Consider the following 17,184-nt stretch of genomic DNA (forward strand, 5'->3'; position numbering starts at 1 on the left):
TTTATTTTACCCCTTTCGCCTTATGTGTGGTTCTTCGTTTTGACGTAAAACGCATAATACTCTGCTCATCATAGTTATTGTACATATGGGTCAACCCCCAACGCAATATCTCGGTAGGTTCTTTTTCATTATCCGCCGTTCGGTTCAACCCTATAGCATGTGACGCACCTTTTATAGAAGACATGATTTCAAAATTGATTCCGTCAGGGGACCATTGAATGGTATTTTTTTCTGGCCCATCGGTAGTAATTAAAGATGCTATACCTCCATTATAAGGCCATACACAAATTTCATGTCCGCTATTGCTAATCGGATTATAAGGAGATTTTACATACGGTCCTTTTGGATTATCTGCAATGGCAACTCCATGTCGAATCTGACGCCCACCAAAGGTGATTTCTTCACCCATTTGTTCACCCTTATAGTATAAATAGAACTTTCCCTTGTACGGAAGTATGCAGGGATCATGAACTTTATGGCTGTCAAAGTCTCCTTTTTTCTCAACCATAAACCGGTTTTGCTCCTCTCCCTTCCAAACCCCATTATCAGCTGGGCTCAAGATGGGTTCTTTGCTTTTGGTCCATGGACCATTCGGAGAATCGGCCCAAGCTAATCCTACTTGGTTCTTCACCCGAACGTTGTAAGGAGATTTTACCGTCTGGTAGCAGAGGTAATATTTGCCTTCCCATTTCATAATTTCGACCGTAAAAACAGAACGGTCATCGTAGGCTCCTTTTTCCCCTCTTGGTACGGCCATACCTTCCTCTTTCCAGGTAATACCATCTTCCGATGTGGCATACCAAATATCACATCGATCCCACGGGAAGACCTTTTCATTTTCAATATCACCTCCAAAACCTTGGGTTTTACCTATACTTTTTGAATACCAAACATAATACTTGCCATTTTCTTTAATCATTGCGCTCGGGTCTCTTCTCACTACTCCTGGTTCGTGAGCCAAATCTCCTTTTAGTGACTGTGGCCCGCTAAATTCGATAAACCATTCGTTTCCTAAATTGGTAGGCCATTGCAATGCCCGCTTAGATGCTGCGCTTAGGTATTCTCTGTTTGTAATACCTAATTTATCCATTTGTTGATCTGATATTTCGATGGATTTTTTAGCCATTTTTTCATTTGATTTGGTTGCTATTGAATCTGTGCATGCTGTTAAAATCACAACAAGAACTACTGCATTTAAAATCTTAAACCTATTTTTCATTAGTGTTGTGCTTTGTCATTTTTGGAATCGATTCTGAAAAAATCATGCGTATCATTATTGTTAACAACTACGACTGTCTTTTGTTTGTCTGTTTGTGTAAGTATCATATTTCGAACATCTTTATCTGCAAAAAATCCAGATTCTAAATTGGTAACATATTGGAAATCACCATTGCCATTTCCCTTTAAAAAAGACCCTATTCCCGCATCAGATCTAGTTGTTTCAACTTCTGACTGGTGATTGTTTCCGGCCAATAGAAGGTCTTTTATTCCGTCACCATCGAAATCAGAAAACAAAATACTATTGATTGGTGATTGTTGCACTCGGTTTTCAAAGGGTTCAAAAGAAAAGCCCTTCGCTCCATTGTTTTTAAAAATACCAGAGCGAAACTCGGTAGCTTCGTAGTGAAGGGCCGATTCAATACCTTGGCCTACAATACTTTTTAAGTCCTTGCTAGCGAAATCATTGTATGTAGGTATTGTTTTTGATAAATAGGGTAACTGTTGTGTCATACAGGTTTTTCCACGAATAGGTACTTGTTTCCCCTGGTACTCTTTAGCAAGAATGATATCTTCAGAACCGTTATAATCAAAATCGGAAGTATAAATTTCAAAGGGTTTTTCATAGGAAGCGTGAAACTTATAATTCAGCCCCAAGTTACCTGCAATAATATCTTTATCACCATCATTATCAATATCCGCCACTAGTAATTCATTCCACCATCCAACTGCTTTTGATAATGCGTTGTAGCCATCAGCCCTGACCAGTTGGTTGTTTTGATTCAAGAATATTTGCACTCCCATCCATTCACCCGTAATTATCAAATCGATTTTATTGTCATTGTTGATGTCTATCCATTCGGCATCCGTTACAAGTCCGACACCATTGAGTTCTGGAGCCAATTTATCATTCTGGAAAGTAAATTTGCCGCTTTCATTTACAAGCAACAAGCTACTTGCTGGATACGGATATTTACCAGTTATTACCCTACCTCCAAGAAAAAGGTCTATATCGCCATCATTGTCAAAATCAGAAGGTACAACTATAGAACCGGCAATTCCTACTTCAGGAATAGCATTGGTATCTTTCGTGAAATTTCCTTTACCATCGTTTACATACAATCGATCTACGAGTAATCGCGGATTTTCCATGAATTCATAACTGCCACTGACCACATACAGATCATTGTCACCATCATTATCCGCATCGAAGAAAGTGGCTCCTACATCTTCATTTTGTTTATCGGCCGACAGCGCAGTGCTTTTAAGGAGGGTGAACGTACCGTTGGCCCTTCCTAAAAGTAGTAGTCCGCTTTGCATATGACCTCCACCTATAAAAAGATCGTCAATTCCATCTCCATTAATATCGGCTTTGGCTACCCCTGGACCAGTTTGAGACAATTTGTGAGGTAAAAGTATTTGAATAGCATAGTCATTGAAATAGGGATCTTTGTGGGCAATTTTAGAATCGAATTTCTGAAAAATTTGCTTTTCAGAAGTATTGGTTGAATCTATTCTTTCTTCAGCAAATTGATGATTCATATATAACCATTGATTGGCCATAACATCATTTAGCTCTTGAACTTTGCCATCTGGCCAAATAATTTCCATTTTCTTTACCCTAAGGTTTTTACCCATCCCGAAATGCAAGTTGTTGGAAACCGATGATAAGAAACCCTTAGTATTAACAAGGTTTCTTACCTGAACCGAATCATTTTCAAAATGTAGTTTTACCGTGGCACCTACACCAAATTGGTTATATCTTGGTCCATCTAAACTTACTCTGAGGTAATAATTTCTCTCGTAAGGATTCATTTTGTGATTTTCAAGGAGGGTGACCTTATCGTTAATATTATTTACCACAATATCTAAATCTCCATCATTGTCAAGATCGGCATATACCGCCCCATTCGAAAAAGTAGGAGTAGTGTCAGTCCATTCCGTGCTTACGTCCTTGAAAGTTCTATCGCCATTATTCTTAAAAAAGTAATTTTTTAATTTTTGCTGAGGGAGCATTTTGGCAAATTGAAGGAAATCCTCGTCCGTAGGTTTGCGTTGATTGGATTTTAAAATATCTAAAGTTTCAGCAAGTTTATCACGATCCATAACATCGCGATAGACGCCATTCGTTATGAATATATCGTTGAAGCCATCCAAATCGAAATCGGCTGAGAGAATAGACCAACTCCAATCAGTATCGGCCATTCCCGCCATTTTACTTACTTCGCTAAATGAACTGTTGCCATTGTTCACGTGCAACATATTGTGCATGTATTGTTGATGATACCCTTTATTGACCATAAGTTCGAATTGGTCAATAGAAGTCATGGCCATTGTGGTCTTAGATCGAACATAATCGGAAGGATTCATATCTAAGGTCATCAAGTCGAGTAGGCCATCATTATCGATATCGGCCATGTCACTGCCCATACTATTGAATGACATATGCTTGAAAAGTTCATCTCTTGATTCTGTAAAAGTTCCATCGCGGTTGTTGATATAAACCAAATCAGGAACATTAAAATCATTGCAAACGTACACATCTGGCCAACCGTCATTATTCAGATCACCTACTTGTGGATTAAGACCAAAACCAATATCAAATTGTAAGCCTGCTTTTTTTGAGACATCTGTAAAATGACCACTGCCATCATTTTGATATAATCGATCACTACCTTTTAGTTCAAGGGTTTTCGGGTCTTTTTGAATCTTTTCTAAATCAAGAACTTCCGTTCTACTTGTTATATCTGGGGTATTTGAAACATATGCATCTAAATCGCCATCTTTATCAAAATCAAAAAATGTGGTCTGTATGGTGCGATTTGTATCTGCTAAACCCATTTCTTTAGCCCTTTCGGTAAAAGTTTCGTCTCCATTGTTGATATAGAGTAGGTTGGCAAATTTGTCGTTGTCGTCTTTCCATCCGCCTCTCGACACGTATATATCCAACTTACCATCGTTGTTTGCATCAACCATGGTGACTCCGGTATTAAACCCATCATTTTTTGTAATACCAGCTTTCTCGCTGATATCGGTGAATTCTAGCCCTCCTCTGTTTAGATATAGCTTATCTTCTCCAGTATTTGAGGTAAAATATAAATCTACCAACCCATCCTCATTAATATCTCCAACCGCTACCCCACCGCCAATATAGGTGTACATATATTGGTAATAATTTGACTCAATGGTTTCTTCTAAAACGTTCACGAAGTCTATGTTTGACCATTCTGAAGAAACTTCAGTAAACATTTTCTTCGCAGTTTTTGTTTCTTCAGTAGCTTTGGGTGTATCACATGATTGAAAAAGAAAAAGAACTGTAAAAAAGGAAGTGAATAGTATTTTTGGATTGGGCCTCATACTGTAATTGAGTATCGAAATAAAATCTGAATAAGTAACTCTAAAATACGAATATTAAAATGATGCAATGCATTCAGCAGCCTTTATTATACCACGGTTTGCATAGAAAAGTAAAGCGGTAAAGTGCCGATACCTTACCGCTGAACTACTTAAAAACAAACTAACTCAACTTTTTATTAATTCGCCAAATTCGGCAAGCGTTCGACCTCCGCTTGCGGAAGTGGAGCAAAATAATTACTAGAAGATAAACCTCCCAAAATGGGGTTAGATGGTGCAGTCAAAGGCGTAGGAGTTGGATTTCCATCTCCGTCAAAGACCGTTCCGATGGAGACTTGTGGGTCTCTAGCAGTGCCCCCTAAAGCTGCTTCTACTTGTTCTCTGCGAACTAAATCATTCCATCGAAGATATTCTCCCGCTAATTCCCATTTGCGTTCTTGAAAAGCAAGGTCTTGAATCGTACCATCTGCAGCGCTTACGTCTGGAAGACCCGCTCTCGAGCGTACTGCATTTAAGGCAGCCCACGCTTCCGCTCCTGCCGTTCCGGCTTCTCCTGATGCTTCTGCAAAAATCAGCAACACTTCTGCATATCTCATAAAGTAATCATTTCGATCACTTTGAAAGCCTTGCCAGGTTCCTTCTTCAAATGGTCCAACGATTTTTCTGAAAACAGGATTCTGTTGATCCTTAAACTCTGTCCAAGGAAGCGAATCGACAGGTGTGGTTGACGCGTCTGCGATGATATTGCCATCGGCATCCAAAGGCATAGCATCGTGATAGGTCGCATCTTTTCTCGGACCTTCTGGGAAATCTTCGTAAAAGCGGATTTCTGCAAAAGTTTCTTGCCAGCCGTTGGTTGGAGCGCCACTAGGGAGTCCTAATTTACCGTGCTTACGGTTTGGAAGACCACAGGATGCACAATAAGCAATGGTGAACACTGACTCTGTGTTGAATCTGCCAGCTACAGTATACAAGGTTGACATATCAGGAACAAGTTCAAAGCCATGGCCTCCGTTCATTACAGATTGGGCGCTACTTGCCGCGGCAGCATATTTCGAATTGTCATTGACAGGAAACCCTGCCCAATCTAAATACAGACGTGCTAAGATTGCCCTTGCGGAACCCTTACTAGGTTTAGCAGCTCCTACCGCAGTGGAAGTTGGTAATAATGCTTCAGCTTGTAATAAATCGCTCTCAATTTGCTCATAAACCTCAACTTGCGACGCCAAGCCTATTTCAGGATCTACTTCAATGGTTAAGGGTAGCGGAATTCTACCATGAACACGAGCCATTTGATAGAACATCAAACCTCTTAAAAAGTAGGTTTCACCAGTTAATACATCTTGAGCCGCCTTTTCAGTTAATTCAACTCCTTCTAAGTTAGTCAACACTGTATTTGCAGCCAATATCATAGAATACACCCCGCGCCAATTTACGGCAGTACGGCCGTTAGACTGTACTACATTTCTTTGGTCATATTCTCTAAAATCTGCTTTATTACTTGCTCTGTGTGTAGTTATGTCATCACCAGACCAACCATTTACGTAAAAGGTGGTCATCCAAGCGGCCTTATTTAACTGTCCGTAAATTCCGGTTACAGCAAGGTCTAATTCCGCAAGATTAGTATAAGGCACAACCGCCAATAGGGATTGAGTTGGATCTTCTTCCAAATCAAATTGCTCGCAACTATTAATCGTCATGGAGAAAGCTAGAACCGCTGTGATCCAGAGCTTTACTTTCAATGATTTATTAAATTTCATAGTTTTCATATTTTGTATTTTTTTTCTAAAGATATATTAAAATCCAACTTTTAACCCTACTGAAAGTGTTCTCGGATTGGGATAGGCACCAATATTAATACCGGCCGCAGCATCTGCATTACCTTGATTATTTGTTCTTCTAGAGGTGGCCTCTGGATCGTAACCTGAGTAATCAGTGATCAATAGTAAATTTTGTCCGCTGATATAGATTTTAGCGGTGGTTCCATCCAATCCAGCGACATCTGAAAGCGTGTAACCTAATGCTAAATTGCTCAATCGAATGAAGTCTCCTTTTTCTACATAACGAGAAGATCCGTATAGATGAGCGAATGCAGGAATATCAGTTTCATTGGAAGCGGTCCATGCATTAACCTGATCACTAGCTAGGAAACTTCTAGAATCTCCTGCTCCACCTGTGATACCTCCCTGTTGAATATTATATACATCAAACCCGTGAACACCCTGAACAAAAACATTCAGATCCCAGTTTTTGTAGTTCACTGAGTTATTCCAGCCCCAGGTCGTAGTTGGCGTACCATTACCGATAGCCCCAAAAACGATTTCATTGTTCTCATCTAGTAGATACTTTGCAGCACCTGGAACAGCAACCGGGTTGCCTTCTGAATTTACAGGAATATTGTCAGTACTTTTCCAAGTGCCCAAGAAGGTCGCGCCAAAGAATTGACCTATGGGTTGCCCAACTTCAATTCCATTCAAAATGTTCCCTTGACCACCTGGGGCGGTAAATCTACCCTCGATACGTTCTAAACCATCATATAATGAGGTTACCTCGTTCTTCACATAAGATAGTGTGAAGTTCGAATTCCAATTTAGATTATCTGTATCGATGATATCATAACCCAAGGTAAGGTCAATACCGCTATTGTCCATCTCACCGACATTACGGGCAACTGTAATTTGTGAATTGTTACCACCAAAGGTATCTGGCAAGGCAACAGGTAAAAGAATGTCTGTTGTTGTTTTCTTAAAGGCCTCTAGCGTTAGATTTCCACGGCCATTATTAAAGCCTAGATCCACACCAAAGTTAAACTGACTTGTAGTTTCCCAAGTCAAATCTGGGTTTCCTACCGTATTCAATCGTGTTCCTGCTTGAGCGGAACTGCCGTCAAAAGCATAACTATTAAATGCTGGTGTTGTGAAGGTATCAAAAGGGTCTACATTTTGATTACCCACTTGGCCCCATCCGGCTCTTAACTTCAAACTACTTATTGCTTCAGAATCTCCAAGGATGTCATTAAGACTATATGCTAGCGCTACGGACGGGAAAAAACCCCATCTGTTTTCTTCCCTAAAAACTGAAGAGGCGTCATAACGTCCGGTCGCCGTGAGAAATAAATTATTATCTAAAATATACTCCGCACGAAGCATAAAAGAGGATAATTCTCTTGGCAAGAAATTGTTATTCACCGTTTGCCCCGAATTAGGAGCCAATTCAGCAAAATAGAAATTCTTCCCATCTAAACTTAAATCATTTGCATTGTATCCGTTAATAATACGTTTCGCGTTGGTATATTCTTGAACACCGGTTAATTTGATATCATGCTTACCAAACTCCTTTTGCCAAGTAAGTATGTTCGTTAGTTGGAAAGAGGTGAATTTATTGTTACTAAACGAGGTATGAGGTAATTGATCATCACCCACTTCTACTGCATACCGCTGTACATTGAAATTATTTACCTGTGCCCCTAAGGTCATTGCATAAGATAAATTATTCGTAATATTCCACTGCACATTGAGTGCTCCGTTCAAGCGCTCATTGATATCTCTAATATCTGTTTCGTTCAAGGTTCGAACCGGGTTATCGTTAAGTGAAGCAATACCCTTAATAGAGCGAAGATTGTAATTCCCGTCAGCATCAAAAACTGGTGTGGTCGGATCCCAAGTCAATGCTTTGTACATAAAACTACCTTGTCCGTTACCTAACCTTTGTACGTTGTTTTTTGCCTCGCCTCTAACCGCAAAAATATTTAGGCCTACTTTAAGTTTATCAGAAACTTGTGCATCGATGTTTGATCTTACTGAGAGTTGTTTTAATCCGGTATTAATAACTACACCTTCTTCGTCTCTATAGTTTCCTGATAAGAAATAGCTCAATTTACCTTCAGAACCACTAGTGGAAATCTGCAAGTTCTCGCTAATTCCTGTTCTTAATAATTCATCTTGATAATTGGTGCCGCCATTGGCTGCTAAACTTGCAATCTCTGCATCTGAAAAAATCGGGCTACCTCCTGTTTGAGTCCTTCTCAAGTTTTCAATTCTCGCGAATTCATCTGGATTGTCAGCTAAGGTTGGTAAAAAATCTGGCACACTTGAGAACGTAGTAAAAAAGTCGACCGCTACCCTACCTTTTCCAGTACCTCTTTTGGTTGTAATTATAATTACACCATTTGAACCTCTAACCCCATATATGGCAGTTGCAGATGCGTCCTTTAATATATCCATCGTAGCGATGTCATTCGGATTGATCGTAGTCAGATCTGCGCCCTGAACACCATCAATAACGACCAAGGGGCTATTGTCACCGTCTAAGGAGTTAACACCTCTAATACGCACTTTGATAGCACCACCTGGTTGTCCGTTTGCGCGAGCAACCGTTACACCGGCCGCCCTTCCTTGCAAGGCTTCTTCCACTCTGGTTACTGGCTGATCTTCAAAAGCTTCAGTAGTCACCCGAGATACCGCCCCGGTAAGATCACTTTTCTTAGCCGTACCATAACCAATTACGATAACTTCGTCTAATTGGCTAGCATCTTCTACGAGTTGTACGTTTATGGTAGTTTGAGTTCCAACAGTCACATTTTGTGTTGCATAACCCAAATAAGAAATCACAAGTACGTCATCTGATGTGGCTTCAATGGTAAAATTACCATCAAAATCAGTTTGTGTACCATTAGTAGTACCCTGTACCAGTATGTTCGCCCCTGGTACCGGGCCACCGGTTTCATCCGTTATCGTTCCCGAAACCGTTTGCTGTGCAAAGGCATATTGCATACCCATTAACACAAAAAACAGTCCCGTAAGGAAGCATTTTTTTAAAAGTTTAAAGAGTTGTTTTTTCATAATCATTGGTTTAAGTTGAGTAAAGATTTATTATTTAAATTTTCATATTGTGCCAAAAACAGATTTTAGAATACAAAGTCTGAAAACATCTTCGTTCCAAAGATTCACAATCCTCTTATAGCATCAAACAACATATGATTTGAACTCTACAACAAATGATTTTAGACCTGAAACATTGTCTATCAAATCTTTTGAAACAGCGTACAAACTAGTTAAGCTCGATTTTTAGCCATCTTGGCAAGCATATACGTCGTTTAAATCTTGTTATTAAAATTATCGGGTATTCTCCTTTTAAAATATGCGAGCATTAACCATTAATGGCACTATTTTAACTCTGTGGTAATATTGAGGAAACTAAGAAGGATAAAATAGCATAGTTCCTAGGAACGGAATGACTATGACAGTTCGAAAAGCAATTCGCTAACCTAAATAGTGTAATAAAAGCACCATAAGACCTCCTGCCAATGCTACTACAGCCGACAAAACGCTAAATGATTTCAAAACTTTGGTTGTAGATAAATCGTGAACTTCCTTAAACAACCAGAAAAAGCTACTGTTCACGTGAATAACACCCAATGAACCCGCGCCGATTGCTGCGGCGGTCAACTCGGCAGGTAAACTTCCATTGGTAACCATAGGGGCCATAAGCGAAGCCGTAGTTATTAAAGAAACGGTAATGGAGCCCGTTACTGTTGTAAACATAAAACTTAGGAGAAATGGGAGGATAATTCCAAAAGCTGCTAGTCCTCCCGCCTCGGGTAATAAAGAACTTACGATTTCTGTATCCTTAATGACTTGCCCGAAGGCACCACCCGTACCGGTTATCAAAATGACTGTAGCTGATTTTGCACCTGCTGTTTGAAAATAGTCATTTAGATTCTTCGAAAAATCCTTTCTTGAAAGCAGGGGTAGCGCAAAAACAACTCCAATGAGCAATGCCCAAACCGGATTTTTAATTAAAGCTATTACAGGCTGCTCACTTGAGAAGAAGTTTCCCATTCCCATTAGAACCAATGGACTTAATAAGGCTACGAAGGGAAGTATACGCTTGAAACCAAGAATGGTTGTTTTATCTTCTTCTATTTGCACTACTTCTTTAGAAAGTGGAATCGACAAGTTCTTTTGGTTAAATTTTATCCAGATTAAACCTCCGATAACAGCGACTAATCCTATGGTAACATTAAAAGGTATCATTCCGCCGACATCAGTTTCAAGAATGGCGGCCACTGCTAATGGGCCAGGTGTAGGCGGAATTAAAGCATGTGCAACGGTCAGACTACTGGCCAACGAAAGGCCTAAAACAAGTACAGAATGCCCCGAATTTCTTGATAAGGCAACCACAGTTGGCAAAAGAGTTAGGTAAGCAACATCAACAAAAACAGGAATGCCGACCAAAAAACCAATAACGGCCATAGCCATCGGCAGCCGTTTGATGCCAAAGACCTTGATGACACTCTCAGCGATCACATCAGCACCACCCGTTACGGCTAAGATTTCCCCTAGCAAGGTTCCAAAAAGTATGACGAGGCCAATCCACTTTAGGGTATTTCCAAACCCGCTTAACAGACTTTCAGTAACTGCTTCTACCGAACTTCCAGAAGATAACCCTAAAACTAAGCCAGCAATCAATAGCGCTGGAATCGGGTGTACCTTCAAAATTGTAATCGCCACGATGAGCAATACAATACATCCGACTAAAACAGCGAGGCCAGTCATCTATTTTCTATTTGAGTTCGAGTTGTTCTACCTCGGTATTTTCGGTTCCCCGAACTGCTTCGTAAGCAGCAATCATTTCCCGTAGCTTTTCAGGATTACTTTTAGCAAGATTGTTTTGCTGCCCAATATCCTCTTTCAAATTGTACAATAAATATTCGTCTGAATTGGCCAATTCAATATTCACTTGTTTGTTTATAGCCGGACCGTCATAAGGAGGAATCATGGCCCAATCTCCTTTTCGAAAGGCTGTTCTCGACGTCGCTTCTATAACCATTTGGTCACGGCCATCTTGGCTTTTTCCTAGAAGTAGATTCAATAATTGCTTACTGTCATTTGTACTTTCACTACTATTAACCAGTGCCGCAAGCGAAGAAAACAGATCTAGTTGAGATACCATGGCATCTGAGGTACCAGCGGTAATTTTTCCCTTCCAGTAAGAAATGAACGGCACACGCGTACCCGCTTCGAAAAGACTATATTTTCCACCACGTAGAGCTCCTGCAGGTTGGTGACTTCCAAGTTTTTCCACTGAGTCATCGTAATAACCATCATTAACTACTGGTCCGTTATCACTTGAAAATATAATGAGGGTGTTTTCCAATAGTCCTTCAGCTTCTAAAGTATTGATGAACTCGCCAACCATCCAGTCAGCCTCCACAATGACATCACCTCTCGGGCCCATACCGGAAGAACCTACAAAACGGGCATGTGGTGTTCGCGGTACGTGTGGTTGCTGTAAGGCGTAGTATAAAAAGAAAGGTTCGTTTTTATGTTTTGTTACATAGTCTTGCGCCTCGGCCAAAAAGTAATCTGCCATGTCTTCATCTATCCACTTCGCAGCTTCACCCCCCTTCATAAAACCGATACGGGGAATTCCGTTTACGATACTGTTGTTGTGTCCGTGATGCCATTTCATTTTCAACATCTCAGGATTCTCCAAGCCTGTTGGCTCTCCTTCAAAATTCTCTTTATAGTTGACTTCAATCGGATCATTTGAATCGAGATTTACGACATGTCCGTCTTCAATGTAGACAGTTGGAACGCGATCTTGGGTAGCCGCCAAAATATGGCTATAATCAAAGCCCACTTCGTTCGGACCGGGACTTATACGCTCGTTCCAATTTACATTTCCAGAACCAAGACCCAAATGCCATTTTCCAACGATTCCGGTGTGATATCCTTGTTTTTTGAGCATTTTAGGGATGGTAGTTTGAGCGGTGTCTATAATTAAAGGAGCTGTTCCCGGAAGTATTTTTGCGCGTTTATTTCTCCATGGGTATACCCCCGTCAACAAGGCGTACCGGCTTGGTGTACAAGTGGCTGAGGAGGCGTAGCCATTTGTAAAGCGCATTCCGCCATTTGCCAGTATATCTAGATTAGGCGTTTTCAGTGCTGTTGCTCCGTAGGCTCCTAATTCACCATACCCCAAATCATCGGCATAGATGATCACGATATTGGGCTTGTTTTGTACTTCCGATGTTACAACCTCTTTTGGTTCTTCCTTACACGAAACCAATACTATTATGAAACATAAGGAAATTAGAAATTCGAAATTGATACTTTTTTTCATTTTCATCAGTTTAAGTTAGTTCTCGGAGTTGATAAAATCAAGACGTCGGTTTACTAAGTCTCCTTCTTTATCATACCATTCTTCACGAAACATGGTTTTGGGAATATTAAGTTTAAGTTCAGAATTCTCGGTTTTTACTAAGGCAATACTATTCAATATCAAATTGGTCTCCGCTTCAGATTTTGCATTTTCTAAGATTTCCAATATTAAATCTGTCGGTACATTTTGTAGGTGTAACAATAAGAATTCAACAGCCCGTAACCTAACCAAATTGTTTTTATCATATTTTGACAACTGAACGCCCATTTTAAAAAACGGATAGGACTCCTTTCCAAAGTAACTACAAACTATTAAACCCCAATATCTTTTCCATGGATCTTCTGATTTTAACGCATTCTCAAGATCCGTTTTAACCTCCTCGAATGGTTTTAGACTAAGGTCGGCAATATCGATTAGTTCAGCGATTTCGGTCTTGTTTTGTTGTCCGAATGCAACGGGGTTCACTAGCCCGGCTTCGAGGAAGTAAGGTTCTGGGTAAAAACTAAGATCAGGCAAGGCCTTTACTTGGTTCTGCAAACTAGACCGAAGTTCTCTTAAAATGGATTGCTGTGATGGGTCGGCTGCTAGATTATGAATTTCATGTGGGTCGTTTTCTAGGTCGTACAAGGCTTCAGCAGCTCGTGGTTTAAAAAATTGTTCTTGTGCCTCATTTAATTTTCCATTTGTATAAAGCTCTTCCCATTCTTTATAGGCCAACATCTTGTATCTATAGAAGTTGTAGAGCGCATCAACATTGAAAGGTTGATAATTTCTAATGTACTTGAATTTTCCCTTTCGAATAGAGCGTACCAAGTCATATTTTTCATCAAATCTATCTGCATAACCAAAAGCCGTATTTCGCTGGTGAAAATTTTCTTTATTTACAGAGTCCCCTAAAAATGGGTCACCATCGATTTGTGTTGGTATAGCGAGACCCGCTAAGTTTAAAACCGTTGGAGCCAAATCAACAAATTGCACAAAGGCATCTGTTCTGGTTCCCATTTCGACGGGTGCCAAATGATTCCACTTTTCGGGAACATAGACCACCATCGGTACATGAAGACCACTCTCATAAACATAGCCTTTGCTTCTTGGAAGTACCCCTCCATGGTCACCGTAATAGAAGATTATCGTATCCTCCATTAAATCCTCTTTTTCCAACTGATTGAGGAAATCTCCAATTTCTGAATCCACTTTTTGATGCAAATCTCTATAGTAGGCATTGGTGTATTGATAGGTCGGTGTATCTGGGTGATATGGAAAAACGGCAACATTTTCTGTTGGGGTCTTAGTAGGAATACTGTCCATTTGGTCTTCGCTAAAATGCAATTGCCCTTCATGGGTGCTATGGAAATTCTGAACATGAAAAAAAGGTTGCCCAGGTTTGCGATTTTTATAGCTTGCCTTCTTTGAGGATTCGTCCCAAACACTATCGGATTTTATGAAATTATAATCTTCTTTGGCATTGTTCGTAGCATAATATCCAGCTTCCCTTAAATACTCAGGAAACATCTTCAAACCTTCAGGCATTGGAGCCAATTGCATTCTGCGATGGTATTGCGTGCCCACCCTGGGAGCATAACAACCTGCAATTATTGTGCTGCGAGCCACAGAACAAACCGGAGCGTTGGAAAAGGCGTTGTTAAAAACGACACCTTTTTTTGCTAAAGCTTCTACGTTAGGCATCGATGCTCCGCCTTCATCATATAGTTTTAAATAATGCTTCGAATTGTCTTCACTAACAAGCCATATGATATTTGGAACTTCCTTCATTTCTTGTTTTTCCTCACAAGAAAAGAGCAAAACTAAAAACACGGACCAGGGCACTATTTTTTTGTATAACATCATAGTATTTATCTAAAAGTGAACGGTATGGCTTCCATTTTCAAGTATAAAATATTGATTTGCTTTTAGTTCTTGATCTAAGCTTCTGCCATCGATTGAAATCCTTGTGGCTCCTCCTCCTAGCAAGCTTTTCAAATCAAGTCTAATTTTCATATTTCCCGGAACTTGCAGTTGCAGTGATTTTACTCCTTTTTTAATTACATCCCATTTGACAAATAAATTACCTTCTGGAGTGGGAATATTGGCTTCAAGCTGCTGAATTCTTGATTTCGTACGTCTGATTTCTATCTCTTTCATTCCGGGTTTTGTAGGCTTGATTCCCAGAAGGTAATTCGCAAATAACGCCGGAGGGAAAGCACTTTCGGTCTGTGCATCGCTACGTGTTTTTCGGTCATCAAATTCTCCTGTGCGACCCGTACCATTCAACCACCACTCCTCCCAAAGGGTACCATTAGTGGCCGGTGTAAGCATCTTGTTAAAACGCGAACGGAACATTTCAAATGATTGGTCTATAAATCCATACTCACATAGCCCTTTGTGCAAATAATAAGACATTGCAGGCGTCACCATAACAAGTCCTGACGCTCTTTTGATGTAATTATGCCGGTCGTTTTCTACTAATTGTTCAGCAATTTTGGTTGCCTGTTCTTGCGTGGCAATGTTTAAGGCAAGTGCCGTGCTATTCGAATGCTCACTAAACATTTCAGATTGTTCACCATTTATGAGCGCATCGGTAAAAAGCTCTCTTTCCTTATTCCACAGTTTGGTTTGTAACGAAGTTCGAAGCAGTGCTGCTTTTTTCCGATAGTATTCACTTTCTGGTTTTTCAAGCCATTCCAAAATCTTTGCAAAATCTTCTAAAGCTCCTAAATAATGTCCGTTAAGGTTGAGATTGGCCCCACGTCGGTCTAACATTGCATGATCTAGCCAATACGGGTAAGGGGGACTATCTATCATTCCCATTTCATTTGTAAAACCAGCAAGCGCTTCCATTAGCTTTGAGGCACTGGCAAATAGTGCTCTCACGGTCGTAAAGTCACCAGAATATAACAGGTAATCGTGAAGACTTCGAATCCACAGACAATTGGAATCTAGAATGACCATGTAGTCGTCACTTCCTGCAGGTGCATAGGCCGGCATAATTCCGTTGGGTTCTTGCTCTTGGGAGGTTTGTATAAGATAGCGACGTTGGAGGGCGGTATCGCCAAAAAGGTAGTAATTACCCAAGGCTGCATAATATCCTGTTTGGGCGTATTGCCTGCGTTCGCGATAATTGTCTGTAAAAGCATCTGTTGTACATACCTCAATGGTTTTGGCAGTTGCATTCATATAGTTTTCAACCCACGGGGCTTTTTTCGCTATCATATTCCCCTGTTTTTCAAAGGGATATGTTAAGCTTCTAGTACCTACAGAATATAGTTTTACAGGGGCTTCGAAATTGTGCACCATCAAACCCATATATCGAAAAGGTTTAAAATAGGTTGCTTCCCAATGATCTTTTTTACCAGACAAGACAACTTTATCTCTAAATTCTGAATCTACAACTTTGTAGGTAAACTTGTTATCTATGGCATAGGGTGCTCCAACAATTTCAATAACAGTTCCTGATGGTCCTTGAATTACCAAATTTGGTGTGCCGTTCAAAACTTTTCCTAAGTCAAATAATAAAAACCATTTCTTACCCTTCTCTACTTTAGGAATTTCAAGGGGTGAATTTTTAGAAATATGCCTTTTGATTGCATGGCTAAAATCTTTTGGCAATTGTCTCGAAATGCGAATAGGTTCAATAAACTCATCTCCATTTACTTGTGCAGCATGGATCAAATTTTGTGCTCCAACCTGTCCCTCATTTAAATATGGAATGTCTCTTGGAACCAAACTTGTCCATGGCGTGGTCAGTTCATTGGGTGTGTCATTTTTCTGAACCGCAGGCCAGCCACTATTTCGATAAAGTGGACTTGCTTTTTGCCATTGTGAATCATCAAAATCGATCTGGTCCCAATGTTGTATATATTTTCTCATGTCTACCCTATCGTTCACAACTTGTTGAAACCGATTTATGGTTGAAGATGTATTGTCCCATGACGGCTCTGATGAGACCTTCCAGTCGGAGTTTGAGGATAGTGTCTCTAATTTTCCTTTCGAACTGAGGTCTAGTTGCGCTAGCAATCCACCTCGTTGCTCAAAGTGATATGAATACTTGTTTTGTTGACGATGCACACGAACTGCTATTGAATTCTTTCCAAGGGTAAGCCATTTAGAAATATCGAACATATCGAAAGATTGATGATGGGGAGCACTTCTTGCAGGCCCACGTCGCACATATTTCCCGTTTAAAAAAAGTTGGTATTGCGAACTTGCCGTAATTCTCAAAATTGCAGTATCAGGAAGTTCTGTAATGTCAAAGGTCTTTCTAGCTAACAAAGCATTGGAAGAAATTGAATCGTTCATCCAAATCCATTGGGCTTTCCAAGGTGCAATATCCAGTGGTTGTGCTGGCTGTTGCCAAATTCCTTTGAGCCCATTGCCAAGGTCTTGAGCCTGTGCAACACTAGTGTTGTAACAAGCTAGAAAACCAAGAAGCAAAAACCAAACCTTCAT

The 17,184-nt window shown here is 40.2% G+C and carries 8 protein-coding genes; all 8 read right to left on the reverse strand.

All coding sequences use genetic code 11. From position 1 onward, the window contains the following. Position 1: 1 nt before the first annotated feature. Complete coding sequence (locus ABJN95_RS15710) at positions 2 to 1,219, reverse strand: family 43 glycosylhydrolase (RefSeq protein WP_348371627.1); 1,218 nt, start codon at positions 1,217 to 1,219, stop codon at positions 2 to 4. Further along, the gene (locus ABJN95_RS15715; RefSeq protein WP_348371629.1) at positions 1,219 to 4,467 is read right to left on the reverse strand and encodes a VCBS repeat-containing protein; all 3,249 of its coding nucleotides are present in this window, start codon (positions 4,465 to 4,467) and stop codon (positions 1,219 to 1,221) included. Before ABJN95_RS15715 ends, ABJN95_RS15710 begins: the two co-directional genes overlap by 1 nt. 284 nt (positions 4,468 to 4,751) lie before the next feature. Then, positions 4,752 to 6,332, reverse strand: a complete 1,581-nt coding sequence (locus ABJN95_RS15720) for a RagB/SusD family nutrient uptake outer membrane protein (RefSeq protein ID WP_348371630.1) — start codon at positions 6,330 to 6,332, stop codon at positions 4,752 to 4,754. Between the two features lie 36 nt (positions 6,333 to 6,368). Beyond that, positions 6,369 to 9,413, reverse strand: a complete 3,045-nt coding sequence (locus ABJN95_RS15725; RefSeq protein WP_348371633.1) for a TonB-dependent receptor — start codon at positions 9,411 to 9,413, stop codon at positions 6,369 to 6,371. A gap of 420 nt (positions 9,414 to 9,833) precedes the next feature. Beyond that, a complete protein-coding gene (locus tag ABJN95_RS15730; RefSeq protein ID WP_348371635.1) occupies positions 9,834 to 11,129 on the reverse strand; it encodes an SLC13 family permease in 1,296 nt (431 codons plus the stop codon). A gap of 7 nt (positions 11,130 to 11,136) precedes the next feature. Further along, positions 11,137 to 12,699: an arylsulfatase gene (locus tag ABJN95_RS15735; protein WP_348371638.1), complete on the reverse strand. Its 1,563-nt coding sequence runs from the start codon at positions 12,697 to 12,699 to the stop codon at positions 11,137 to 11,139. Between the two features lie 15 nt (positions 12,700 to 12,714). Next, complete coding sequence (locus ABJN95_RS15740) at positions 12,715 to 14,586, reverse strand: sulfatase (protein ID WP_348371641.1); 1,872 nt, start codon at positions 14,584 to 14,586, stop codon at positions 12,715 to 12,717. 9 nt (positions 14,587 to 14,595) lie between these two features. After that, positions 14,596 to 17,184, reverse strand: coding sequence for an alpha-L-rhamnosidase N-terminal domain-containing protein (locus tag ABJN95_RS15745; RefSeq protein ID WP_348371643.1), 2,589 nt, complete (start codon positions 17,182 to 17,184; stop codon positions 14,596 to 14,598).

This window comes from Maribacter sp., assembly GCF_039974175.1.
In the GTDB taxonomy this organism is placed as follows: domain Bacteria; phylum Bacteroidota; class Bacteroidia; order Flavobacteriales; family Flavobacteriaceae; genus Maribacter_C.